Source organism: Mycobacterium sp. pV006, from assembly GCF_041287115.1.
Lineage (GTDB): Bacteria > Actinomycetota > Actinomycetes > Mycobacteriales > Mycobacteriaceae > Mycobacterium.
On record NZ_JBGGKT010000008.1, the window covers coordinates 121460 to 143707 of the forward strand.

The following is a 22248-nucleotide window of genomic DNA, read 5'->3' on the forward strand; positions in this document are numbered from 1 at the left end:
GCTCAGTGCCTCAACAGATTCGCCGCGTCGACGTTGGCCGAACGCCGGGTCCGGAAGATGGCGACGATGATGGCCAACCCGACCACCACCTCACACGCGGCCACCACCATCGTGAAGAACGCCACCACCTGCCCGTCGAGATGGCCGTGGATGCGGGAGAACGCCACGAACGCCAGATTGCACGCGTTGAGCATCAACTCGACGCACATGAACATCACGATGGCACTGCGCCGCAACAGAACTCCGGCCGCGCCGATCGTGAACAGCAGGGCCGACAGATACAGGTAGTTATCGGGGTTCATCACGCTCCCCGTCGCTGTCGGGGACCGCACGGATCTGCAGGATGGTGCTCACCGACAGTTCCGCCGCCGAACCGTCGGGCAGCCGGGCCGGGATATCGACGGCGTTGTGGCGGGCGTACACCCCCGGGTTGGGCAGTGTGGTGGGGTGAGCGCCCGGGGCGAAACGTTCGACGGCGAGTTCGCGCTGGGTCTTTCGCCGCTCGAAACGCTCCCGGTGGGCCAACACCATCGCCCCGAGCGTGGCGGTGATCAGCAACGCTCCGGTCAGTTCGAACGCCCAGAGGTACTCGGTGAAGATCAACGCGGCCAGGCCTTCGACGTTGCCGCCCGCGTTGGCCTCGGACAATCCGACGGCGCCGCCGACGGACACGCTGCCGATGCCGGCGATCAGCAGGACGCCGAACCCGACGCCGCCGACCACTGCCGCGATGCGCTGCCCGCGAATGGTTTCCACCAGTGACTCCGCGGAGTCGACGCCGATGAGCATCAGCACGAACAGGAACAGCATCATCACCGCGCCGGTGTACACCACCACCTGGACCACGCCGAGAAACGGGGCGTCCTGGGCGATGTAGAGCACTGCCAGCGCAATCATGGTGCCGGCCAACGAGATCGCCGAATACACCGCTTTGGGTGCCGCGACGACGCCGAGCGCGCCGACGACGGACACCACCGCCAGCACCCAGAACAAGATGGCCTCACCCATGTCGGCGCCTTCCGTGCGATGTCACCGGGCTTCCTCGATGACGGGTGTGATGTTGCCCAGGTAGTAGTCCTCGTCGGTGCTGCCCGGCGCCATCGGATGTGGCGGAGCCACCATCCCGGGGGTCAGCGGCGCCAGCAGTTTGTCCTTGCCGTAGATGAGATCGGCGCGGTTGTCGTCGGCCATCTCGTAGTCGTTCGTCATCGTCAGCGCCCGGGTCGGGCAGGCCTCGATGCACAGGCCGCAACCGATGCAGCGCAGGTAGTTGATCTGGTACACACGGCCGTAGCGTTCCCCGGGGGAGTACCGTTCCTCGTCGGTGTTGTCGGCGCCCTCGACGTAGATCGCGTCGGCGGGGCAGGCCCACGCGCACAGTTCGCAGCCGATGCACTTCTCCAGACCGTCGGGATACCGGTTCAGTTGGTGGCGGCCGTGGTAGCGCCGCGCGACCGGGCCGGGTTTCTCCGGATACTCCTCGGTCACCGGCTTCTTGAACATCGAGCCGAACGTGACGCCGAAACCGGCGATCGCGTCGCGGAAATCAGACATCGGCACGCTCCTTCGCGGGCAGGGGTGGCACCGGGTACGGGCTGCGCGGCACGGCCGGGACCGGCGCAGCCGCGGCGGCGGAGCGTCGCCGTCCCCGCACCCGCAGTCCGACGGCGACGAGCACGACGGTGGCCAGCCCGGCGAGACCGACCGCCCAGCGGCCGTCGTCGTCGACGAGCACGCGGATCGTGGCGGCGACCATGAGCCAGACCAGCGAGACGGGGATCAGCAGCTTCCACCCCAGGGCCATGAACTGGTCGTAGCGCAGGCGGGGCAGCGTGGCGCGCAGCCACATGAAGAAGAACAGGAACAGCCAGACCTTGGCGGTGAACCACAGCAGCGGCCACCAGCCGCTGTTGGCCCCGTCGATCATGCTCAGCGGCCACGGCGCCTGCCACCCACCCAGGAACATCGTGGTGGCCAGCGCCGAAACCGTGGTCATGTTGACGTATTCGGCGAGCATGAACATCGCGAACTTCAGCGAGGAGTACTCGGTGTGGAAGCCGCCGACCAGTTCGCCCTCGGCCTCGGGCAGATCGAACGGTGCGCGGTTGGTCTCGCCGACCATGGAGACCAGGTAGACCAGGAACGACGGCAGCAATACCAGGATGAACCAGGTGTCCCGCTGAGCGGCAACGATTCCCGACGTCGACATGGTCGCCGAGAAGATGAACACGGCGACGAACGACAAGCCCATCGCGATCTCGTAGGACAGCACCTGCGCCGTCGAGCGCAGACCGCCCAGCAGGGGGTACACCGAGCCCGAAGACCAACCAGCGAGCACGATCCCGTACACCCCGATCGACGTCACCGCCAGGATGTAGAGCACCGCGACCGGCAGATCGGTCAGCTGCAGCGCGGTCCGGTGCCCGAACACCGAGACCTCACCACCGAGCGGGATGACCGCGAAAGCCATGAACGCCGGGATCACCGCGATGACCGGTGCGGCCAGGTAGATCCACCGGTCCACACCGGCGGGCACCAACCCCTCCTTGAGCGCGAGTTTGACGCCGTCGGCCAGCGACTGCAGCAGGCCACCCGGCCCGACCCGGTTGGGTCCCATCCGCATCTGCATGCGGCCGAGGATCTTGCGCTCGATGAGGATGGCCGCCAGCACCGTCACCACCAGGAACCCGAAGATGCCCACGGCCTTGAGGGCCATCAGCCACAGCGGGTCGTGACCGAACAGAGTGGGGTCGGGGTGGGTCACGCCGGCCCCCCGGTGATCGAGACGACGGACCCGGTCGCAGCACCCAGCGTCGGATACACCGTGCTGCCGGGCGAGTTCAGCGGCAGCCACACGACGCGATCGTCGATGTCGGTCAGGGCGGCGGGCAGGGTGAGCGCACCCCGCTCGGTGCGTACGGTGACCGGATCCCCTTCTGCCACCCCGATTTCGGCGGCGGTCGCCGGTGACAGCCGTGCCACCGGTCGCCGCGCGGTCCCGGCCAGGTGTGGTTCGCCGTCCTGCAGACGTCCCGAGTCCAGCAGCATGCGCCAGCCGGTCAGCACCGCCTGACCGGCGGCCGGGCGCGGCGCAGGGGAGGGCTCGACGTCGGGCGCCTCGGCGCGCGGGCCGGTCCACGGCCCGAGCCCGGCGAGTTCGGCGGCGGCAGCGTGCGGGGTCGGCAGCCCGAGGTCCACCCCGATCTGGTCGGCCAGGATGTTCAACACCCGCGCATCCGGTAACGCGTTGGTGTGCAACGACGGTTCGAACGGTCGGCGCCGACCCTCCCAGTTGAGGAAGCTGCCGGACTTCTCGACCACCGGCGCGACCGGGAACACCACGTCGGCGCGCGCGGTGACGGCACTTTCGCGTACCTCGACGCTGACGACGAACGTCGCTGCGTCGATGGCGTCCAGTGCGGCGGCGGGGTCGGGCAGATCGTCGGGTTCCACGCCGGCGATCAGCAGGGCGCCTCGGGGGCCGGCGGCCGACAGGATCGTGGCGGTGTCGCGACCCTCGGCGGCGGGCAGCGAGTCGACGTGCCACGCCTGGGCGATCTCGCGTCGCGCGGCGGCGTCGGCCACCGGGCGTCCGCCGGGCAACAGATTCGGCAGGGCGCCGGCCTCGACGGCGCCCCGGTCGCCGGCGCGGCGCGGCACCCAGGCCAGGCGGGCGCCGGAGGTCTCGGCGAGCCGCGCCGCCGCCGACAGGGCTCCCGGTGCGGAGGCCAGGCGTTCCCCGACGAGGATCACCGAGCGGGTGCTCAGGTGCTCGATGCCCGCCAGTGTGGCCGCCTCGGCGCCGGGCGGCGTGCGCAGCAGGGTGCCCGACAGTTTGCGCAGCCCGTTGCTGCGCCACGGCGCCACGGCGCTGACCGCCAGCCCGCGCCGGCGCACCGCTTTGCGCAGTCGCAGGAAGACGATCGGGGATTCCTCCTCGGGTTCGAAACCCGCCAGCAACACCGTGTCGGCATTCTCCAGATCGGCGTAGGTCACCGCCATCGGGCGGCCCGCGACGTGCGCACCCAGGAACGCGGTCTCCTCGGCGCTGAGGTCGCGGATCCGGAAGTCGATGTCGTTGGTGTCCAACACGATCCGCGCGAACTTCGCATACGCGTAGGCATCCTCGACGGTGGCCCGACCGCCCACGACCACGCCCGCGTCACCGCGCGCGGCCGCCAGACCCGCAGCGGCGACCGTCAGCGCCTCTGACCACGACGCGGGTCGCAGGCGCGCGCCGTCGCGGATCATCGGGGTGTCGATCCGGTCGCCCACGGTGGGGTAGGTGAACGCCCACCGACCCTTGTCGCAGTTCCACTCCTCGTTGACCGCGGGGTCGTCACCGGCCAACCGGCGCAGTACTTTTCCGCGGCGGTGATCGGTGCGTTGGGCGCAGCCCGAGGCGCAGTGCTCGCACACGCTGGGGCTGGACACCAGGTCGAACGGGCGCGCCCGGAAGCGGTAGGCGGCACCGGTGAGCGCCCCCACCGGGCAGATCTGCACGGTGTTGCCAGAGAAGTACGACTCGAACGGCTCCCCGGGAGCGATGCCGACCTGTTGCTGCGCCCCGCGCTCGAGCAGGTCGATGAACCGGTCCCCGGCGATCTGGTCGGAGAAGCGGGTACAGCGGGCACACATCACGCAACGTTCCCGGTCCAGCAGGACCTGCGAGGAGATGTTGATCGGTTTCGGGAAGGTGCGTTTGACGTCCTCGAAGCGGGTCTCCGGGCGCCCGTGGGCCATCGCCTGGTTCTGCAACGGGCATTCGCCGCCCTTGTCACACACCGGGCAGTCCAGCGGATGGTTGATCAGCAGGAACTCCATGACGCCGTGCTGGGCCTTGTCCGCGACCTCGGAGGTGAGCTGGGTGCGCACCACCATGTCGGGTGCGACGGTGATGGTGCAGGATGCCATCGGTTTGCGCTGCCCCTCGACCTCCACCAGGCACTGTCGGCAGGCCCCTACCGGATCGAGCAGCGGATGGTCGCAGAACCGGGGGATCTGGATGCCGAGCAGTTCGGCGGCGCGGATCACCAACGTGCCCTTCGGCACGCTGATCTGATGGTCGTCGATGGTCAGCGTCACCATCTCCACCGCGGGTGCGTCGTGGCGGTGCTCGGCGAGTGTCATGCGCCCACTCCTTCCGGCGCGGCCAACATCGATGCGTACGGATCGAACGGACAACCCGGGGAAGAGGGGTCCAGGTGGGCCTCGTACTCGGCGCGAAAGTACTTGAGCGAGGACATGATCGGTGTGGCGGCACCGTCGCCGAGCGCACAGAACGACCGGCCGAAGATGTTGTCGGAGATGTCGAGCAGCTTGTCGAGGTCGGCGGCGGTGCCCGCGCCGGTCTCCAGACGTTCGTAGATCTGCGCCAGCCAGTACGTCCCCTCCCGGCAGGGGGTGCACTTGCCGCAGGACTCGTGGGCGTAGAACTGCGTCCACCGCCGCACCGCCCGCACCACGCAGGTGGTTTCGTCGAAGATCTGTAAAGCCTTGGTGCCCAGCATCGAACCGGCCCCGGCAACGCCCTCGTAGTCCAGCGGAATGTCGAGATGCTCGGCGGTCAACAGGGGTGTCGACGATCCGCCCGGCGTCCAGAACTTCAATTCGTGCCCGGCGCGCACGCCGCCGGCGTAGTCGAGCAGTTCCCGCAGTGTGATGCCCAGCGGCGCCTCGTACTGACCGGGGGTGCTGACGTGACCAGACAGCGAATACAGCGTGAAGCCGGGCGATTTCTCCGAACCCATCGACCGGAACCAGTCCACCCCGTTGAGCAGGATCGGCGGCACACTGGCGATCGACTCGACGTTGTTGACCACGGTCGGGCAGGCGTACAGCCCTGCGACCGCGGGGAACGGCGGCCGCAGCCGGGGCTGACCGCGCCGTCCCTCCAGCGAGTCCAGCAGCGCGGTCTCCTCACCGCAGATGTAGGCGCCGGCGCCAGCGTGCACGATGAGCTCCAGATCGAAGCCGGAGCCGTGGATGTCGGTGCCCAGATGCCCCGCGGCGTATGCCTCGGCCACCGCGGCCTGCAGACGCCGCAACACCGGGACGACCTCCCCGCGCAGATAGATGAACGCGTGCTGGGCGCGGATCGCGTACGCCGCGATGATCGCGCCTTCCACCAGGAAGTGCGGGGTGGTCAGCATCAGCGGAATGTCTTTACACGTACCGGGTTCGGACTCGTCGGCGTTGACCACGAGGTAGTGCGGCTTGGCGCCCGCGCCGTCGTCGCCTTGGGGGATGAACGACCACTTCGTGCCGGTCGGGAAACCCGCGCCGCCGCGTCCGCGTAAGCCGGAGTCCTTGACCGTAGTGATGACCTCGTCGGGACTCATGGCCAGCGCGCGGTCGAGCGCCTGATAGCCGCCGTGGCGTTCGTAGGTCTGCAGCGACCACGGCTGGGGTTCGTCCCAGAACCGGCTCAGTACCGGGGTCAGCGGTGTCGTCATGGCGCGTCCGTCGTGTCGGGGTCGGAGTCCGGGGTCGACGGCCGGGCCGGGATGTGCGCAGACGGGCCGGGAGCGGCTTGGTCGCGTACCGCGTCGACCGCCACGGCCTGGTCCTGTCCGGCCGCCGCGGGCGCGGAGTCGGTGGGTTGCGGCGGTGGTGCGGACATGTCGTGCTCGCGGGCGTACCGCAGCCCGGCCAGGGTCGCGGCGCCGACGGGTGCGTCGCCGGTCTCGGGAGTTCCCAGCCCGGCGAGGATCCTCGCGGTCTGGCGGAACGTGCATAGCGACGGGCTGCGTGACGGCTGTGGGTCATCACCGCTGCGGAGTGCGTCGACGAGTTCGCGGGCCGACGACGGTGTCTGGTTGTCGAAGAACTCCCAGTTGACCATCACGACCGGCGCGTAGTCGCAGGCGGCGTTGCACTCGATGTGCTCCAGGGTGATCGCACCGTCGGAAGTGGTCTGGCCCGCGTCGATGTCGAGGTGGTGCTGCAGGTCCTCGAGGATCGCGTCACCGCCCATCACCGCGCACAGCGTGTTCGTGCAGACCCCGACCAGATAGTCGCCGGTGGGGGTGCGCCGGTACATCGAGTAGAACGTCGCGACCGCCGCGACCTCGGCATCGGTGAGATCCAACTGTGCTGCGCAGAAGGCGATTCCGGCGCGGGTCAGGCATCCGTCCTCGGCCTGCACCAGATGCAGCAGCGGCAACAACGCAGACCGCGGATGCGGATAGCGGGCGATGATCGTGGCCGCGTCACCCTGCAGCCGAGCTCGGACCTCGGGGGAGTAGCCGGTCGGGCCGGTGATCGGCGGACCGGGCTCGTCTGGACGCTGACCCAACTCCAGGAAGATGCTCACCGTAGTCGCCTGTTCTTCGCGCAAGCGCTCATCACCTGTCCACCCCGCCCATCACCGGATCGATGGAGGCCACCGCCGCGATCGCATCGGCGACCATGCCGCCTTCGCACATCGCCGCCACCGCTTGCAGATTCGTGAACGACGGATCGCGGTAGTGCACCCGATACGGGCGGGTGCCGCCGTCGGAGACCATGTGCACGCCGAGTTCCCCACGCGGGGACTCCACCGCCACATACACCTGGCCGGCGGGCACCCGGATCCCCTCGGTGACGATCTTGAAGTGGTGGATCAGGCCCTCCATCGAGTGGCCCATGATCTTCGCGATGTGTTGTGGTGAGTTACCCAGCCCGTCGGGACCGACCTCGAGGTCGGCGGGCCAGGCCAGCTTGCGGTCTTCGATCATCACCGGATCACCGACCGACCGCTCCAGACGGGCCACACACTGTTCGACGATCTTGATCGACTCCCGCATCTCCTTGACGCGGATCAGGTATCGCCCGTAGGAGTCGCACCGGTCGTCGGTGACGACGTCGAAATCGTATGTCTGGTAACCGCAGTACGGCTGTGCGCGACGCAGGTCATGCGGTAGTCCGGTGGAGCGTAGGACCGGACCGGTGATCCCGAGCGCCATGCACCCGGTCAGGTCGAGGTATCCGACGTCGCGGGTGCGGGCCTTCCAGATGTAGTTCTCGTTGAGCAGGTCCTCGAGGTCGCGGAGCCGTTCGGGCAGCAGCGACAGCAGCTCGTGCAGCTGTGGCATCGCCTCCTCGGGAAGGTCGACGGCCACGCCGCCGGGCCGGATGTAGGCGTGGTTCATGCGCAGCCCGGTGATCGTCTCGAACACCGAGAGGATCAGCTCGCGCTCCCGGAAACCCAGGAACATCGCGGTCATCGCACCCAACTCCATCCCGCCGGTGGCCAGCGCCACCAGATGGCTGGAGATGCGGTTGAGCTCCATCATCATCACCCGGATCACCGACGCACGCTCGGGGATGTCGTCGGTGACTCCGAGGAGCTGTTCGACTGCCAGGCAGTACACGGTTTCGTTGAAAAACGGTGACAGGTAGTCCATCCGGGTCACGAACGTGACCCCCTGGGTCCAGGTGCGGAACTCCAGGTTCTTCTCGATGCCGGTGTGCAGATAGCCGATGCCGCAGCGTGCCTCGGTGATGGTCTCGCCCTCGATCTCGAGGATCAGGCGCAGCACCCCGTGGGTGGACGGGTGCTGCGGCCCCATGTTGACCACGATGCGTTCCCCGGCGTGCTCGGCTGCGCTCGCTCGCGCGGCGTCGACGACCTGGTCCCAGTCCTGACCGCCGACGACCACCACCCGTTCGGGTGGCTTCTGGGAAGTGGTCATCAGTGGTATGCCCTCCGCTGATCGGGAGGTGGGATCTCGGCGCCGTGGTACTGCACCGGAATACCGCCCAGCGGATAGTCTTTGCGTTGCGGGTGCCCGACCCAGTCGTCGGGCATCTCGATGCGGGTCAGGGCGGGGTGGCCGTCGAAGATCAGGCCGAAGAAGTCGTAGGTCTCGCGTTCGTGCCAGTCGGTGGTGGGATACACGCTGAACAGCGATGGGATGTGCGGGTCGGCGTCGGGGGCGGCCACCTCCAGACAGATCCGGCGGTTGTGGGTGATCGACATCAGCGGATAGACGGCATGCAGCTCCCGACCGGTGTCCTCGGGATAGTGCACACCGCTGACGCCGGAACACAATTCGAAGCGCAGCGCGGGATCGTCGCGCAGCGCCTGGGCCACCGCGACGAGTCGAGCACGTGCGATCTGCAGGGTCATCTGGTCGCGGTGGATGACCACCCGCTCCACCGAGGCGTCGAACTGCTCCTCGCCCAGCGCGTGGACCAGGGCGTCGACGACCTCGTCGAAGTACCCGCCGTAGGGGCGGGGTGAGCTGCCGGGCAGCAACACCGGGCGGACCAGCCGTCCGTAACCGGAAGTGTCACCGGTGCCCTGTGCGCCGAACATGCCGCGGCGCACGGCGATCACCTCGCCGCCGATGTCATCGCCGCCGGCCGTCATGATCGCAACAGGCCTTTGAGCTCGATCGTCGGCGGAATGGCCAGCGCCGCCGCCTCGGCTTCGCGGACCGCTTCGGTTCGGTTCACCCCGAGCGGCATCTGCTGGATCTTGTCGTGGAGTTTGAGGATGGCGTGCAGCAGCATCTCCGGGCGCGGCGGGCAGCCGGGCAGGTAGATGTCCACGGGCACCACATGATCGACGCCCTGCACGATCGCATAGTTGTTGAACATGCCCCCCGAGGATGCGCAGACCCCCATGGCCAGCACCCATTTCGGTTCGGCCATCTGGTCGTAGATCTGTCGGAGGACCGGAGCCATCTTCTGGCTGACGCGGCCGGCGACGATCATCAGGTCGGCCTGTCGCGGCGTGGCCGAGAAGCGTTCCATCCCGAAGCGGGAGATGTCGAACCGTGGTCCGGCGGTCGCCATCATCTCGATGGCGCAGCACGCCAGACCGAAGGTCGCGGGCCACAGCGACCCCTTGCGTACGTAACCGGCAACCTTCTCCACGGTGGACAACAGGATGCCCCCGGGCAACTGTTCTTCTAATCCCACGTCATTCCTCCCCGTCGCCACTCGTAGGCATAGGCGACCGAGACGTTGAACAGGAACAGCGCGACCGCGATCACCCCGAACGCCCCGAGACTGTCGAACGTGACCGCCCACGGATAGAGGAAGACGATCTCGATGTCGAAGATGATGAACAGCATCGCCGTCAGGTAGTACTTGACCGGGAAACGCTGACCGGTGGCCGCGGCCGCCGGACCCGCGGCCGGTTCGATGCCGCATTCGTAGAAGTCGAGTTTGGCGCGGTTGTGACGACGGGGCCCGATCAACAGGGCGATGCCCACCGACCCGACGGCGAAGACCGCAGCGATGGCGCCAAGCACCAGAATCGGCGTGTACAGAGTCATACCGTGCTGCAGCTCCTCGGGCTGATCGATGTGAGCTACCGCACAGCCTAGCCCCGATTGCGGCGCATGCCACACATTTTGATTAGTATCGCTATTCGCGTCGTGAGGCGATCTTGTGCTGCCGTGAAAATCGCAGTGCAGCAGATGTTTTGGGGCTGCGGCCGGTCAGGCGGCGGGGCGCAGCAGCGACACGACGGCCTCGCCGAGCCGGATCGGGTCGATCGGGTGGGGCACCGCGGCTTCCGCCCGGGACCAGCGTGCCAGCCAGGCGTCGTCGGGCCGACCGGTCAGCACCAGCAGCGGCGGGCAGTCCTCGATCTCGTCCTTGAGTTGCTTGGCCAGCCCCAATCCACCCTCGGGTGCGGCTTCACCGTCGAGAATGACCAGGTCGAACCCACCGACGTCCATCTTCTGGATCACCATCGGACCGGTCGCGACGTCGTCGTAGACCAGATCGGGCAGTTCGGGATGAATCCGCCGGCCCAGGGCCAGACGTACCTGTTCGCGGGTGCGGGGGTTGTCGCTGTAGACCAGGATCCGCAACACCGGTGTCGGGTTCCCGGCGGACGTGTCCATAGCCGGATGCTAGCGCTGCGGCAGGGCGCCGTCCCGGGAAACGCGGCCGGTCAGGCCGGCTGATTCAGCAGTGGCGCGATCTCGGCCGGGTCGAAATACTCGTCCACCCGGGTGATCAAGCCGTCCTGCCCGACCTTGACGACGATGCAGACCCGGATGACGACCGCCTCGCCGGTGTGGGCGATGGCGTGCAAGAGGTGCTGCTGGACGAATCCGCCGGAGAAGACCTGTCGATCGAGCACCTCATAGCGCCGCTCGGTGCTGGCATCGATGAACCACTTGATGATCTTGACCGAGCGGGCGTGGTCGTTGTCGCGCCGGTCGCCGGTCTTGCGGACCAGGACTTCGGGGGCGAACAGCGCCTCCACCGTCGCGATGTCACCGCGCTCGATCGCGGCGAACAGAGCGTCACCGATTTCGCCGACGCTCTGGGCATCGATCACCGACATGGGCTTGACCTCAACTCTTGTTCAGGTTGAACAGTGGGCGACATGGATCAGACACCCACCCTTTCCGGTTTCGACGACATGTACAAGCACCAGAGCCCGCCCTGGGTGATCGGCGAGCCACAGCCGGCCGTCGACGAACTCGAGCAGTCCGGTCTGATCGCCGGCCGCGTCCTGGACCTCGGTTGCGGCGCCGGCGAGCACACCATCCTGCTGGCTCGCCGTGGCTATGACGTCCTCGGCGTCGACGGTTCGCCCGAGGCGGTCGAGCAGGCCCGCCGCAACGCCGCCCAGCAGGGTGTCGACGCGCGGTTCGCGGTCGCCGACGCCCTACGCCTCGACGCACCGCCCACCTACGACACGGTTCTCGACAGCGCGTTGTTCCACATCTTCGACGACGCCGACCGCGCCCGCTACATTGCTGCCCTGCGCCGAGTGACGAGCGTCGGCTCGACGGTTCACGTGCTGGCGCTCTCGGACGCCGGCCGGGGTTTCGGCCCCCAGGTCGGCGAAGCGACGCTGCGGGACGCCTTCACGGCCGGTTGGTCCCTCGAGTCGTTGACGACGACGACCTACCGCGGGGTGGTCACCGAGATCCATGCTGACCAGCTCGGACTCGAGTCGGGGACGCGAGTGGACGAACCGGCCTGGCTGGCCCGATTCCGTCGCACCTGACCCGCCGGCCGTCAGCGGCTGTCGTGGTAGCCGGGATGGTCGATCGACAGCCGGTGGCCGACCAGGACCCTCAGGCAGGCGATCACGTCGTCGGTCCGGTCGTCGAGCTGACCGTCCCGGATAGCCGCGGCCAGGGCCCTCTCGTCGGCGAAGCCGAGTCCGCCGAGCGCCGAATCCACCGAATCGGCTGTTCGGTCGAGCAATTCGCGTTCGACGATGCGCAACACGTTGGCCGCGACCCGGGCGTGGAACCCGACCTGGCCCGGTGCCGCGGCGCGGACGTCGTCGTCCAGGAAGTCGGCGACCGCGGCGACGAGTTCTGCGGCGGTGGGTCGGTTCGTCGTCATCGTGGCCCTGCGCCTTCCAGGAGGTCCAACAGATCCCATTCGGTTTCGCTGACCCGGCGTCCGATCGCGGCGAGTTCGACCGAACGGGTCTGACCGGAGAGGTGACGCTCGGCCTGGTATCGGCAGATCACCCCCCATTTCAGCGTCGCGACGGTCAGCCACCACCGGAACGCCGCCCGATCGACGGGCGTCCCGGACGCCTCCTCATAGGCCTGCAGGAACGTCTCGACGCTGCCGAGACCCCCGGCCCCCATCGTCTCGGGCGCACCGAACCGCCACGCCCGGATGCAGAACCACGCGAGATCCTCGTAGATCTCCCCGAGATGGGTCAGCTCCCAGTCCAGTACCGCCGCCAGACCGGACTCGTCGACGATCAGGTTGCCCATCCGGAAATCCCCGTGGATCAACCGCATCGGAGACGGATCCGGACGCTCCCGGTCGAGTTGCCGCAAAGTCCACTCGAATGTCGCTGTCGTGTCGCCTATCTCGTCGAGACGGTCCCGCGAGCCGGAGAGCTCGTCGGTGGCCGTCAACCCGACCCCTTCGGGGTCCGCGCGATGGATCGCCGCCAGCGCCTGCGCGCACTGCGCCAACAACCGGTCGCGCCCGGCGTCGTCGAGGCGCCGGAAGATACGCCGTACGATCGTCTCGCCGGCCACCGCGTCACAGATGAGATACGGATTTCCCAGTGCGGCAGGCGAATTGTCTGCGGTCAGGATGTGGGGTACCGGAGCGCCGGTGGCTGCCGCGCGCTGCTGCACCGCCGCCTCGAGTTCCATGCTGGCGTGCACCTCGTCGCGCTCCCCGGTGCGCAGGATCAATGCCCGGTCGTTCGCCGTGAACGACCACGTTATCCGGCTCGCGCCGCCGGTCAGGCGCTGCAGGTTCGCGACGGTCACGTCCCCGAGGACCGGGCGCAGGACCTTCTCGAGCGCACCGGCGAGTTCCGTGCTCACTTGGGCTGCCGCCCGAACCCGAACAGCCGCTGCGCCACCCGACGAATCTGGATCTCCTCGGCGCCCTCGGTGATCCGGTAGCGACGATGGTGGCGATAGATGTGCTCGAACGGTTCGTGGCGGCTGTAGCCGACTCCGCCGAACACCTGCATGGCGCGGTCGGCGGCTTCACACACCAGGCGGTTGGCGCGGTAGTTGGCCATCGACACCTTGTCCGACACCTCCATGTGGTGGTTGCGATCCAGTTCGGTCGCGGCGTAGCGCACCAACAACCGCACCATCTGTGCTTCGGTCTGCAGCTCCACCAGCGGCCACTGTACGGCCTGATGCGTGGCCAGCGGCTTGCCGAAGACCTTGCGGTCGTTGGCGTAGGCCACCGCCCGATCGATGCAGTACTGCGCAGCCCCGAGACTGCTGGCCGCCTGCCGGATCCGGTTCTCGTGCAGGAAGGTTTGGCCGACCTCGAGTCCGCGGTCGAGCTCGCCGAGGATCGCATCCGACGGCACCCGCACGTTCTCGAGCAGCACCTCGCCGTGGTCGGTGGGCATGTTGAACGTCCACCAGTAGTAGGGCACCGTGAAGCCGGGAGCGTCACAGGGCACCAGAAACGCGGTGATACCGCGCGCCTGGCCCGCCTCGCCCGACGTCCGGGCGAACACCAAATCGTGTGTCGCGCGGTGTACGCCAGTGTTGAAACGCTTGGCGCCGTTGATGACCCACTCGTCGCCGTCCTGCACCGCGGTGGTCTCCAGCCAGGTCGCGTCCGAGCCGTGGTTGGGCTCGGTCAGCCCGAATGCCATCGAGCGCTTCCCGGTGATCAGCGCATCGGTCCACTCGGCCTTCTGTTCCTCGGTGCCGAACCGGTCCATCATGATGACCTGCGGGAAGTTGCCGACGATCGACGACTCGTCCTGCAGGTCGTTGTGCAACCCGAGACCCTTGGCGGCCAGATGCTCACGGATCACCGCCATGTCGAGGTTGCTGCCGTCACGGCCGCCGAATCTCGAGGGCAGACCGTAGCGCAGCCAGCCCGCCGCGTCGGCACGCCGCCGCATCTCGTCGAGCAACTCCTCCCACTCACGCCGCGGAATGCCCCCGTTGTCCCAGTCGGTGCGGACATGCTCACGCCGATGGTCGAAGTACTGGATGTGTTCGCGCTCCAGCGGTTTGATCTCCGCTTCGATGAAGGCGTCCATCTCGGCCAGCAGCGTGGTGAGGTGCTCGGGAAGGGTGAAATCCACGGTGATTCTCCTTGTCCTTTGGGGGTGGCCCTGTGGTCGTATCTCGGTCAGGGTCCGTACAGCGTCTTCTTCCAGATCTGTGACAGGGTCACGATCGCGTCCTCGTCGCCGATTTCGAAATCCAGTCCCGAAGAACCGACGAACACGGTGGTGAAGTTTTCGAACAGCAACGCGATGGCTGCGGCGGTGTGGCGCGGGTCGAGGTCGGTGCCGTAGCCCTGCTGTTGGGCCTGCCGGACCGACGAGGCGACCATGTCGATGCCGAACGTCCGGAACTCCCTCTGCACCGCCGCGAACCGCGGTTGCGTCGCGGCCAATTGCGCCACGGCGATCATGATCCCGATGTTCTGCTTGAACATTGTCCAGTACCCGGTGACGACCGTCGCGAAGAACGCGTCGTCGTCGGGGGATTCCGGCAGTTCGACACGCAACACCGACGGCTCGACCACATCGCGTAGAAACGACTGCGCCAGCGCGGCCAGCAGGTCCTCTTTGTCGGCGAAGTAGCGGTAGAACACCGCCGGCGATTTGCCGGCGGCCGAGGTGATGTCGCTCAGCGTCGTGCCGTGGAACCCGCGCTCGGCGAACAGCTTGCGCGCCGCGGTCTCGATCGCCTGCCGAGTCTGTCGGCCCTTGGCGCTCAACGCCTCGGCAGGTCCAGGAGCCATCGCGCCGCTATCCGAGGTTCCGGTCGCCGGCGCGCAGCAGCGCGCTGGGCAGGTCGTGGCCGACCACCCGCTGGGCCACCCGCGCGGCGGCGATCGCCGCCTCGAGATCGACGTCGACCCCGACGCCGCTGTCGCGCAACAGATACACCAGGTCCTCGGTGGCGATGTTGCCGCTCGCACCCGGCGCGAACGGACAGCCGCCAAGCCCGCCGACCGACGCGTCGAGGCGCGTGACTCCGGCGCTGACCGCGGCGTAGGCGCTGGCCAGCCCGGCCCCGCGGGTGTTGTGGAAGTGTGCGCCCAACGGCAGGTCACCGATCTTCGGTTTCACCAACGCGAAAAGATCGCTGACCCGGCGCGGCGTCGCGGTGCCGATCGTGTCGGCGATCGCCAGCCGGTCCACCCCGGCATCGGTGGCTGCCGCCACGATGTCGAGCACCCGTTGCGGCGCGGTGGGACCGTCGAACGGGCAGTCCCATGCGGTGGCGACGATGACCTCGACGGTGACCCCCCTGTCGTGCGCGATCGCCACGATCTCCGGGATCTGCGCCGTTGCCTCGGCCGAGCTGCGGCCGACGTTCGCGCGGCTGTGCCCGTCGGCGGCCGACACCACGTACTCGATCGAACGCAGTCCCGCGGCGATCGCGCGTTTGGCGCCGTTGGGGCTGGCCACCAAGGCGGAGAACTCGATACCCGGGAAGTTGTGCAGCTCCGCGGCGAGTTCGGCGGCGTCGGCCAGCGCAGGCACCTTCGACGGCGACACGAACGCCGTCGCCTCCATCTCCCGCACGCCGGTGGCCGCGATCGCGGCCAGCAGTTCGAGTTTTGCCGCCAACGGAATCGGCGCCTCGATCTGCAGACCGTCGCGCATCGAGACGTCGCGGATGTCGACATGGGCGGGCAGATCGGTCATGTCACGCCCTCGCTGCGCAACCGGTCCAGCTCGGCGTCGCTGCGACCGAGCAGGTCGCGGTAGATCTCGTCGTTGTGCTGCCCCGGCTGCGACGGACCGGCGCTGCGAATGGTTCCGGGGGTCTCGGAGAGCACCGGAACCACGCCCGGCCCCTTCACGTTTCGCCCGACCCGCTCGTCCCAGTGATCGGCGATCATGCCGCGGGCCTGCAGCTGCGGATCGGTGACCACCTCGGCGACGGTGTTGATGGGCCCACTGATCACCCCCGCATCCGAGAGCGTCGCGATGATGTCGTCCGGTTGCCGCTGCGCGGCCCACTCACCGATGATCTTGTCGAGCTCGTCCTGATTGCGGCCGCGCGCAACGTGATTGACGAAGCGCTCGTCGGTGGCCAACTCCGGCTGTCCCATCGCGGCGCAGAGGCGGCGGAACACCGTGTCCTGGTTGGCCGCGATGACCACCCAGCTGCCGTCGGCGCTGCGGTAGATGTTCGACGGGGCGATGCCCTCCAGCCGGGTGCCCGACGGGCCGCGCACCACACCGCCGACGTCGTAATCGGGGATGGTGGATTCCTGGACAGCCAAACAGGATTCGGTCAGTGCGGCGTCGACGATCTGGCCCTCGCCAGTGACGGTGCGCCGGTACAGGGCCGCCAGGGCGCCCTGGGCGGCGAACATGCCGGCCAGGCTGTCGCCGAGCGACAACGCCAGCCGCGGTGGGGGACCGCCCGGGAAACCGTTCATGTGCCGCAGTCCGCTGGCCGCCTCCGCCACCGATGCGTATCCGGCCTTACGGGCTTCGGGGCCGGTCTGCCCGTATCCGGAGACCCGCACCAGGATGATGCCGCGGTTGCGTTCCCGCAGCGTCTCGTAGCCCAGTCCCCACTTCTCGAGCGTTCCGGGCCGGAAGTTCTCCACGATGATGTCGCTGCGTTCCACGAGATCGAGGAACAGGTCGCGACCCTCGGGCACGCGCAGGTTCAGCGTGATCGCCTTCTTGTTGCGCGCGTGCACCGTCCAGAAGAAGTGGTGGCCGTCGAGCTCGGCCTGACCCCACGTGCGCAGGGGATCCGGCGCGCCGGGCGGCTCGATCTTGACGACGTCGGCGCCCATGTCCCCGAGCAGCCGCCCGGCGAACGGGCCCGAGATCAGCGTGCCGACCTCGATGACCCGGATGCCGTCGAGCGGTCCGGTCGGCCGGGTCACTGGACTCCCGTCAGGTCGTGCCGTTTCAGCCAGTCGGTGACGATGCCGACCGCTTCGCGCAGCTGTTCCCGCTGATCGGGTCCGGCGTAGTAGTGGTTCGCCCCGGTGATCTCGTGCATCTCCTTGTCCGGGTGGCCGATGGCTTCGAAGATCCTGCGCGTGTGGCTCGGTGTGCAGGCGTCGTCGGCCAGGTTACCGATCACCAGCGCGGGCACGGCGATGTCGGGCCCGCATTTCACGGCGTCGCCGTGGGCGTCGTCGTAGCTCCACTGGGACAGCCAGCTGCGCAGCGTGCAGAACCGGGCCAACCCGACGGGGCTCATGTTGACCACCTGCGGATCGCCGAGGTAGCACGTACCGGGCTTGCGTTCGTTGGGGTCGACGGTCGGGTCCAGCCAGCGCGGGTCGGCCATCGTGCCGTGGACGACGAACGCGAACTCGTCATCGGGTCGTCCCGCCGCCTTGAGCTCGGCGAGCTTGTCTTTGACCCACGCGGTGATGCGTCGGTTGCGGGCGATCTGCGCGTCCCGGTAGCGCTCCAGGAACTCGGCGGTGTAGGGCGGCTGGTTCGGGTTGTCCGGGTTGTACAGATCCAGCTCGGGATCCCGCTTGCTCGGATCGGATTCGTCGAGGATCGACGCATCCAGCCACTCGGTCATCGTGCCGTGGCGGCTGATGTGCGCGGCCAGCAACATGATTCCGTCGGCCGGGATCAGCCCGAGCTTGGTCAGGTCCGGCCCGTCCCCGGACGGACTCGAGGTCACGGTCGGGTTCTGGGCCTGCTGCTGGTAGAACGCCGACAGCGAGCCGCCGCCACTCCAGCCGGCCAACACCACCTTGGAGTAGCCCAGCCGGTTCTTGGCGTCCTTGATGCACTCGCCGAGGTCTTCGACCACCTTCTCCATCAGCAGTGCCGAGTCGGTGCCCCGGAATCGGCTGTTGCAGTAGATGACATGGTGGCCGGCGCGGGCCAGCGCGTTGATCATCGGCAGGTACGCGCCGCCGCCGATCGGATGCATGAACACCAGCACGGTGTCGGATTCGACCGTCTTCGGTTTGAGCAGGTAACTCTCCAGCACCACGAGTTCGGCGACTCCGCCGTACACATCGCGGACACCCGAGTTGTTCTGGTAGGCAACGAGATACGGGATGCGGTCGTACTCGTGCTTGACCGGCGCGGCGGCGGTCATGCGTGCTGGCCCAGGTCGTTGGCCAGGATCTCGGCCGACGGGACCAGCCGCCGGCGGGTGTCGACGGCGATGACCTGCCAGTCCACCGACGTGTAGTCGTCGAACTTGCGACGGGCGCGTTCCCTCGCCTTCTCCGGCGCACCGTGGTGAATTCCTTGCGGCGCATGGGAGATCAGACCGGGCGGCATCGGGATGCCGTAGAGGGAGCCGCCGTGGAAGAACGCGATCTCGTCGTAGTCGACGTTGCGGTGATACCACGGGGTGCGCTCGGTGCCGGGCACACCTTCGGCGGGTTTGGGCAGGAAGTTCATGATGTACACGCCGGTGGCCTGCATGAACAGGTGCACCGTGGGCGGCAGGTGGACGCTGTCGGAGGTGACGACGTTGTAGTCGGCGATGTTGAAGGTGAACGCGAAGTTGTCGCCGCGCCACCCTTCGACATCGAGCGGATGGTGTTCGTAGAACAGGGAAGTCGAGCCGACGCCGTCGACGGGAGCGTGGAACAGACGTACCTCGTACTGCCCGTCGCGTTGCGGTCCCTCACCGGTGTTCAGCGGTTGCGGATCGGGGATGACCGCCAGGGTCGGATCGAAGGGGAAGTGACGGCCGAGATAACCGGCCGGCGGCACACGGAATTCGTCGGTGGCCTGGATCATCAGCCACGTCGACTGCTCGTCGGGCACCTGCCGCCACGTGCACGCCTTCGGGATGTACACCCAGTCGCCCTTGCGGTACCGCAGCGGGCCGAACTCGGTCTCCAGGAGCCCGGAGCCCTCGTGCACGAACGAGAGCAGGTCGCCGTCGATGTAGCGCGCGAAGAACGGCATTTCCTCGGCGCGGCGCGACAGCAGCACCTGGCAGTCCTCGTTGGAGAACATCAGGAGGGGACCGCCGTCGGCATCGGTGGCGTCGGATGGTTTCAATTCGCTCGACAGCACGTCCCGCGGACGCAGCGGCCCCACCGCACGGAACGCCGTGGGATCCTCACGGCGGTAGAGGTTCGCGGTGCGTCCGGTGAATCCACCGCGCCCCAGCTCGTCGTCCTTCTGGCCTTCGAGGTCGGCGTGAGCACGCCTGGGCGTCTTGCCTTTTCGTAGGTGAACGAACGACTCCATGCATCCTCCTGATCGACAAAAGTAAAACTGACTTTACTTTTGTGCAGCGGTGCGGTCAATGCCCGCTCGCGCGGCGTCCCCGATCGCGTGCGCCCCGGGCGGGCGACTTCGCCGAGTGTGCGCTGGTGGCGGGATCCGTCGCGATTTTCCGCCATGGATGCACGCTCGGCGAGAGTGCTCGCCATGGATGCACACTCGGTGGGAAGGGGCGCCCTGATCGCACGCTCGGCGACGTGCCGCCGGGCCGAGGCCGGGTCAGTCGTCGAGATCGACCCGGACCGTCAGCAGGTTGGTGCCGAACGTGCGCACGCCGAAGCTGTTGAGCGAGGGCAGGGTGCGCAGGCGTGCCTCGGCATCGTCCTCCGGCAACAGGTGTGCGGTCCCGCGGTGCCACCGACCGTTGATGCGCACGCGGACGGCCGGATTCGCCTTGATGTTGCGGATGTACTGCGAGCGCTCGCCGAACTCGGAGACGAACCAGAACTCGTTGCCGACCCGCTTGCCGCCCAGCGGGGTCTGGCGGGGCAGACCCGACGTGCGGCCGGTGGTCTCGAGAAGGGTCTGGAACGGCATGCGGCCCATCACCTGGTTGCCGAGGTATTTCTGGAAGACCTTGGTGATGCGGTCCCGGACGTTGTCGGCCACCCGGTGCTCCTTTCGACTCACACCATCGCGGTGCGCGGAATCCTGGCGCCGATGCTCAACGCCCCGGCGAGTTCTCGGCTCGTGTCGTAATCGAACACCACATGACCGCAGATCACATCGACATCGCGTTTGATGCGTTGCAGGGGATTGTCCAGGAAGTGCGCGCTCGCGCCGGACGCGCCGAGGAGATCGCTGATCACCGCGCGGGACTCGTGGACGATGTGTGCCGCCGCCAGGCGGGCCCGGCCGCGCTCGGTGCGCGCTATCGGCTCGCCGGCCGTCACGGTCGCCTCGATCTGCCCGACGGTGTCGTCGAGCAGGGCGCGTAACGCGCGTATCCGCACCTGCGCGTCTCCGAGCCGGATCGACGCGGCCGGCTTGTCCTTTTGCATGACGCCCTCGTAGGCCAGGAAGCGCTGCGAGAGGCGCTCGGCGAAGATCTCCGCGGCGCGTTCGGCGCAGCCCAGGGCCGGCATCGCCGCCAGCAGCGCCAGCGCCGGCACCAGCGGCCACCGGTAGGTCGCGGCGTCGTGCAGCTGCGCCCCCGGTGCGGTGCCGTTGTAGATGTCGGCCACCTCGACCAGTCGGTGCGCGGGCACGAACGCGTCCTCGATCACGACGTCGTTGGACCCGGTGGCGCGCATGCCGTCGGTGTGCCAGACGTCCTCGATGCGCGCCTCGCTGATCGGCAGCAGCACGAGCACCGGATAGATGGTGGCCGGGTCGCCGGGTGCGCGTTCGCAGAGTGCGCCGACGAGGATCCAGTTGCCGTGCATCACGCCGGTCGCCCACGACCACCGGCCGGTGACGCGGATGCCCCCGTCGCATGCGACGCCGCGCCCCGTCGGCGCCAGCGGCGCGGGGGCCAGGAATGGCCGGGTGGCGAATGCCTCGGCCTGCGCTTGCTCGCTGAACAACGCCAGCATCCAGTTGTGCAGTGTGTAGAAGCCCAGGGTCCACGCGCTCGAGGCGCAGCCGTGCGCCATGCGGCGGACGGGATCCAGGATCGCCGGGAAGGGCGCCTCGTGACCGCCGAACCGGGTCGGTACCAGAAGGTCGAAGAATCCGGCTGCCTCGGCCTCGGCGAGGGTGCTCGCGGGTAGTTGTCGTAGCCGCTCGGCGGCGTCGGCGCGGTCGGCCAACCGGCCGATGAAGTCGTCGGTGATCGCCGGTGCTGCATGCATGCGGCGGAAATTACCATACCTTTTGGTATGGAATGTGTCCTACGGCCGCTGGAACAGCAGGTCGAGAAACCGGTCGTGGAACGGCGGGAGGCTGCCCTCGGGAGTCTTGGGCGACAGATGGAGAAATCCGATACCGGCCGCGAACGTCGCCTGCGCGCGCATGTCGGCGTCCTCGCCGACGAAGCCCGCATCGATGAACGCCTGCCGTACCGCGGTCAGCACCAACTGGTCGGCGGTGCGCACGCTCTCGGCGACGACGGGATCGATGCGTCCCCACTCGCGCATGGCGCGCTCGAGGTTCCACTGCCGGGCGCCGAGGAGTGCGGTCATCATCGCCGACAGCCGCCGGCGCGGCGGGAGTTCGGCGAGGTCTGCGAAGTGGCTGCGGTCGCGGTCACGCAGTTGTGCCCACGTGGTCACCAGCGCCGCGCGATAGGCGGCCATATCCGCGAAATGCCAATAGAAGCTGCCCTTGGTGACGCCCAGCCGGGCGCACAACCGGTCCAGCTTGAGCGCCTTGATGCCCTCGTCGGCCAAGATCGCATATCCGGCTTGAATCCAATCGTCGGCGGAGCGTTTTCCGGAGCCGGCGGGTACCGCGGTCATTCGCGGAGCGTACTGAAAACAGCGGGTCGCAGGCTTGTCCCGGCCGATTCACGCGGCACTGGGCCCGAGACGCAGGGGTGCCCGAAGCCGCCGACGACGGCGGGCTTATAGTTTGCCTTTTCGCAGGCGGCGGCCTTTTTGGCGGGATCGGACTTTTGCCTGTCGTGGTCGCATGTTTTACTGCAACGGCTACAACTGAAGATCTCTCGGATT

25 protein-coding genes are annotated in these 22248 nt (G+C 68.0%); 1 reads left to right on the plus strand and 24 read right to left on the minus strand.

Annotated features, from left to right (window positions below):
- Positions 1-2: 2 nt before the first annotated feature.
- The 13 genes from nuoK to ACAG25_RS14330 all read right to left on the minus strand — a co-directional run bounded on the left by nuoK (position 3) and on the right by ACAG25_RS14330 (position 11293).
- Complete coding sequence (nuoK, locus tag ACAG25_RS14270) at positions 3-302, minus strand: NADH-quinone oxidoreductase subunit NuoK (RefSeq protein ID WP_370489117.1); 300 nt, start codon at positions 300-302, stop codon at positions 3-5.
- Positions 289-1008 carry an NADH-quinone oxidoreductase subunit J gene (locus tag ACAG25_RS14275; RefSeq protein ID WP_370489118.1) on the minus strand — a complete coding sequence of 240 codons (720 nt, stop codon included), beginning with the start codon at positions 1006-1008 and terminating at the stop codon, positions 289-291. The genes nuoK and ACAG25_RS14275 overlap by 14 nt, the downstream gene beginning before the upstream one ends.
- Positions 1009-1029: 21 nt before the next feature.
- Positions 1030-1554, minus strand: coding sequence for an NADH-quinone oxidoreductase subunit NuoI (nuoI, locus tag ACAG25_RS14280; protein WP_370489119.1), 525 nt, complete (start codon positions 1552-1554; stop codon positions 1030-1032).
- Positions 1547-2716, minus strand: coding sequence for an NADH-quinone oxidoreductase subunit NuoH (nuoH, locus tag ACAG25_RS14285; protein ID WP_370489238.1), 1170 nt, complete (start codon positions 2714-2716; stop codon positions 1547-1549). Before nuoH ends, nuoI begins: the two co-directional genes overlap by 8 nt.
- A 44-nt stretch (positions 2717-2760) precedes the next feature.
- On the minus strand, positions 2761-5130 hold the full coding sequence (locus ACAG25_RS14290) for an NADH-quinone oxidoreductase subunit G (protein WP_370489120.1): 2370 nt from the start codon (positions 5128-5130) through the stop codon (positions 2761-2763).
- On the minus strand, positions 5127-6455 hold the full coding sequence (nuoF, locus tag ACAG25_RS14295) for an NADH-quinone oxidoreductase subunit NuoF (protein ID WP_370489121.1): 1329 nt from the start codon (positions 6453-6455) through the stop codon (positions 5127-5129). Before nuoF ends, ACAG25_RS14290 begins: the two co-directional genes overlap by 4 nt.
- On the minus strand, positions 6452-7315 hold the full coding sequence (gene nuoE / locus ACAG25_RS14300; RefSeq protein ID WP_370489122.1) for an NADH-quinone oxidoreductase subunit NuoE: 864 nt from the start codon (positions 7313-7315) through the stop codon (positions 6452-6454). The genes nuoF and nuoE overlap by 4 nt, the downstream gene beginning before the upstream one ends.
- A gap of 31 nt (positions 7316-7346) precedes the next feature.
- Positions 7347-8675 carry an NADH dehydrogenase (quinone) subunit D gene (nuoD, locus tag ACAG25_RS14305; protein WP_370489123.1) on the minus strand — a complete coding sequence of 443 codons (1329 nt, stop codon included), beginning with the start codon at positions 8673-8675 and terminating at the stop codon, positions 7347-7349.
- A complete protein-coding gene (locus ACAG25_RS14310; protein WP_370489124.1) occupies positions 8675-9355 on the minus strand; it encodes an NADH-quinone oxidoreductase subunit C in 681 nt (226 codons plus the stop codon). Before ACAG25_RS14310 ends, nuoD begins: the two co-directional genes overlap by 1 nt.
- Positions 9352-9909 (minus strand): NADH-quinone oxidoreductase subunit B family protein, encoded by a 558-nt coding sequence (locus ACAG25_RS14315; protein ID WP_370489125.1) that lies wholly within the window; start codon positions 9907-9909, stop codon positions 9352-9354. Before ACAG25_RS14315 ends, ACAG25_RS14310 begins: the two co-directional genes overlap by 4 nt.
- Positions 9900-10268 carry an NADH-quinone oxidoreductase subunit A gene (locus tag ACAG25_RS14320; protein WP_370489126.1) on the minus strand — a complete coding sequence of 123 codons (369 nt, stop codon included), beginning with the start codon at positions 10266-10268 and terminating at the stop codon, positions 9900-9902. The genes ACAG25_RS14315 and ACAG25_RS14320 overlap by 10 nt, the downstream gene beginning before the upstream one ends.
- Positions 10269-10433: 165 nt before the next feature.
- Entirely contained in the window at positions 10434-10844 is a 411-nt protein-coding gene (locus tag ACAG25_RS14325) for a hypothetical protein (protein WP_370489127.1), read from the minus strand.
- 50 nt (positions 10845-10894) lie between these two features.
- Positions 10895-11293: a nuclear transport factor 2 family protein gene (locus tag ACAG25_RS14330; protein ID WP_370489128.1), complete on the minus strand. Its 399-nt coding sequence runs from the start codon at positions 11291-11293 to the stop codon at positions 10895-10897.
- Positions 11294-11335: 42 nt separating this feature from the next.
- On the opposite strand from ACAG25_RS14330, the gene ACAG25_RS14335 reads away from it, so the two are divergent.
- Positions 11336-11965 carry a class I SAM-dependent methyltransferase gene (locus ACAG25_RS14335; protein ID WP_370489129.1) on the plus strand — a complete coding sequence of 210 codons (630 nt, stop codon included), beginning with the start codon at positions 11336-11338 and terminating at the stop codon, positions 11963-11965.
- 11 nt (positions 11966-11976) lie between these two features.
- Here ACAG25_RS14335 and ACAG25_RS14340 read toward each other — a convergent pair whose 3' ends face one another.
- The 11 genes from ACAG25_RS14340 to ACAG25_RS14390 all read right to left on the minus strand — a co-directional run bounded on the left by ACAG25_RS14340 (position 11977) and on the right by ACAG25_RS14390 (position 22035).
- Positions 11977-12312, minus strand: a complete 336-nt coding sequence (locus ACAG25_RS14340) for a DUF6285 domain-containing protein (protein ID WP_370489130.1) — start codon at positions 12310-12312, stop codon at positions 11977-11979.
- Complete coding sequence (locus ACAG25_RS14345; RefSeq protein WP_370489131.1) at positions 12309-13268, minus strand: phosphotransferase family protein; 960 nt, start codon at positions 13266-13268, stop codon at positions 12309-12311. The genes ACAG25_RS14340 and ACAG25_RS14345 overlap by 4 nt, the downstream gene beginning before the upstream one ends.
- On the minus strand, positions 13265-14509 hold the full coding sequence (locus tag ACAG25_RS14350) for an acyl-CoA dehydrogenase family protein (protein ID WP_370489132.1): 1245 nt from the start codon (positions 14507-14509) through the stop codon (positions 13265-13267). The genes ACAG25_RS14345 and ACAG25_RS14350 overlap by 4 nt, the downstream gene beginning before the upstream one ends.
- Before the next feature lie 47 nt (positions 14510-14556).
- Positions 14557-15177, minus strand: coding sequence for a TetR/AcrR family transcriptional regulator (locus tag ACAG25_RS14355; protein ID WP_370489133.1), 621 nt, complete (start codon positions 15175-15177; stop codon positions 14557-14559).
- A gap of 7 nt (positions 15178-15184) precedes the next feature.
- A complete protein-coding gene (locus tag ACAG25_RS14360) occupies positions 15185-16090 on the minus strand; it encodes a hydroxymethylglutaryl-CoA lyase (RefSeq protein WP_370489134.1) in 906 nt (301 codons plus the stop codon).
- Complete coding sequence (locus tag ACAG25_RS14365) at positions 16087-17295, minus strand: CaiB/BaiF CoA transferase family protein (RefSeq protein ID WP_370489135.1); 1209 nt, start codon at positions 17293-17295, stop codon at positions 16087-16089. Before ACAG25_RS14365 ends, ACAG25_RS14360 begins: the two co-directional genes overlap by 4 nt.
- Positions 17292-18485, minus strand: coding sequence for an alpha/beta hydrolase family protein (locus tag ACAG25_RS14370; RefSeq protein WP_370489136.1), 1194 nt, complete (start codon positions 18483-18485; stop codon positions 17292-17294). The genes ACAG25_RS14365 and ACAG25_RS14370 overlap by 4 nt, the downstream gene beginning before the upstream one ends.
- Entirely contained in the window at positions 18482-19600 is a 1119-nt protein-coding gene (locus ACAG25_RS14375) for a homogentisate 1,2-dioxygenase (RefSeq protein ID WP_370489137.1), read from the minus strand. The genes ACAG25_RS14370 and ACAG25_RS14375 overlap by 4 nt, the downstream gene beginning before the upstream one ends.
- Before the next feature lie 255 nt (positions 19601-19855).
- Positions 19856-20245 (minus strand): nitroreductase/quinone reductase family protein, encoded by a 390-nt coding sequence (locus ACAG25_RS14380; RefSeq protein ID WP_370489138.1) that lies wholly within the window; start codon positions 20243-20245, stop codon positions 19856-19858.
- Positions 20246-20262: 17 nt separating this feature from the next.
- On the minus strand, positions 20263-21429 hold the full coding sequence (locus tag ACAG25_RS14385) for an acyl-CoA dehydrogenase family protein (protein WP_370489139.1): 1167 nt from the start codon (positions 21427-21429) through the stop codon (positions 20263-20265).
- Positions 21430-21468: 39 nt separating this feature from the next.
- Positions 21469-22035, minus strand: coding sequence for a TetR/AcrR family transcriptional regulator (locus ACAG25_RS14390; RefSeq protein WP_370489140.1), 567 nt, complete (start codon positions 22033-22035; stop codon positions 21469-21471).
- Positions 22036-22248 lie beyond the last annotated feature (213 nt).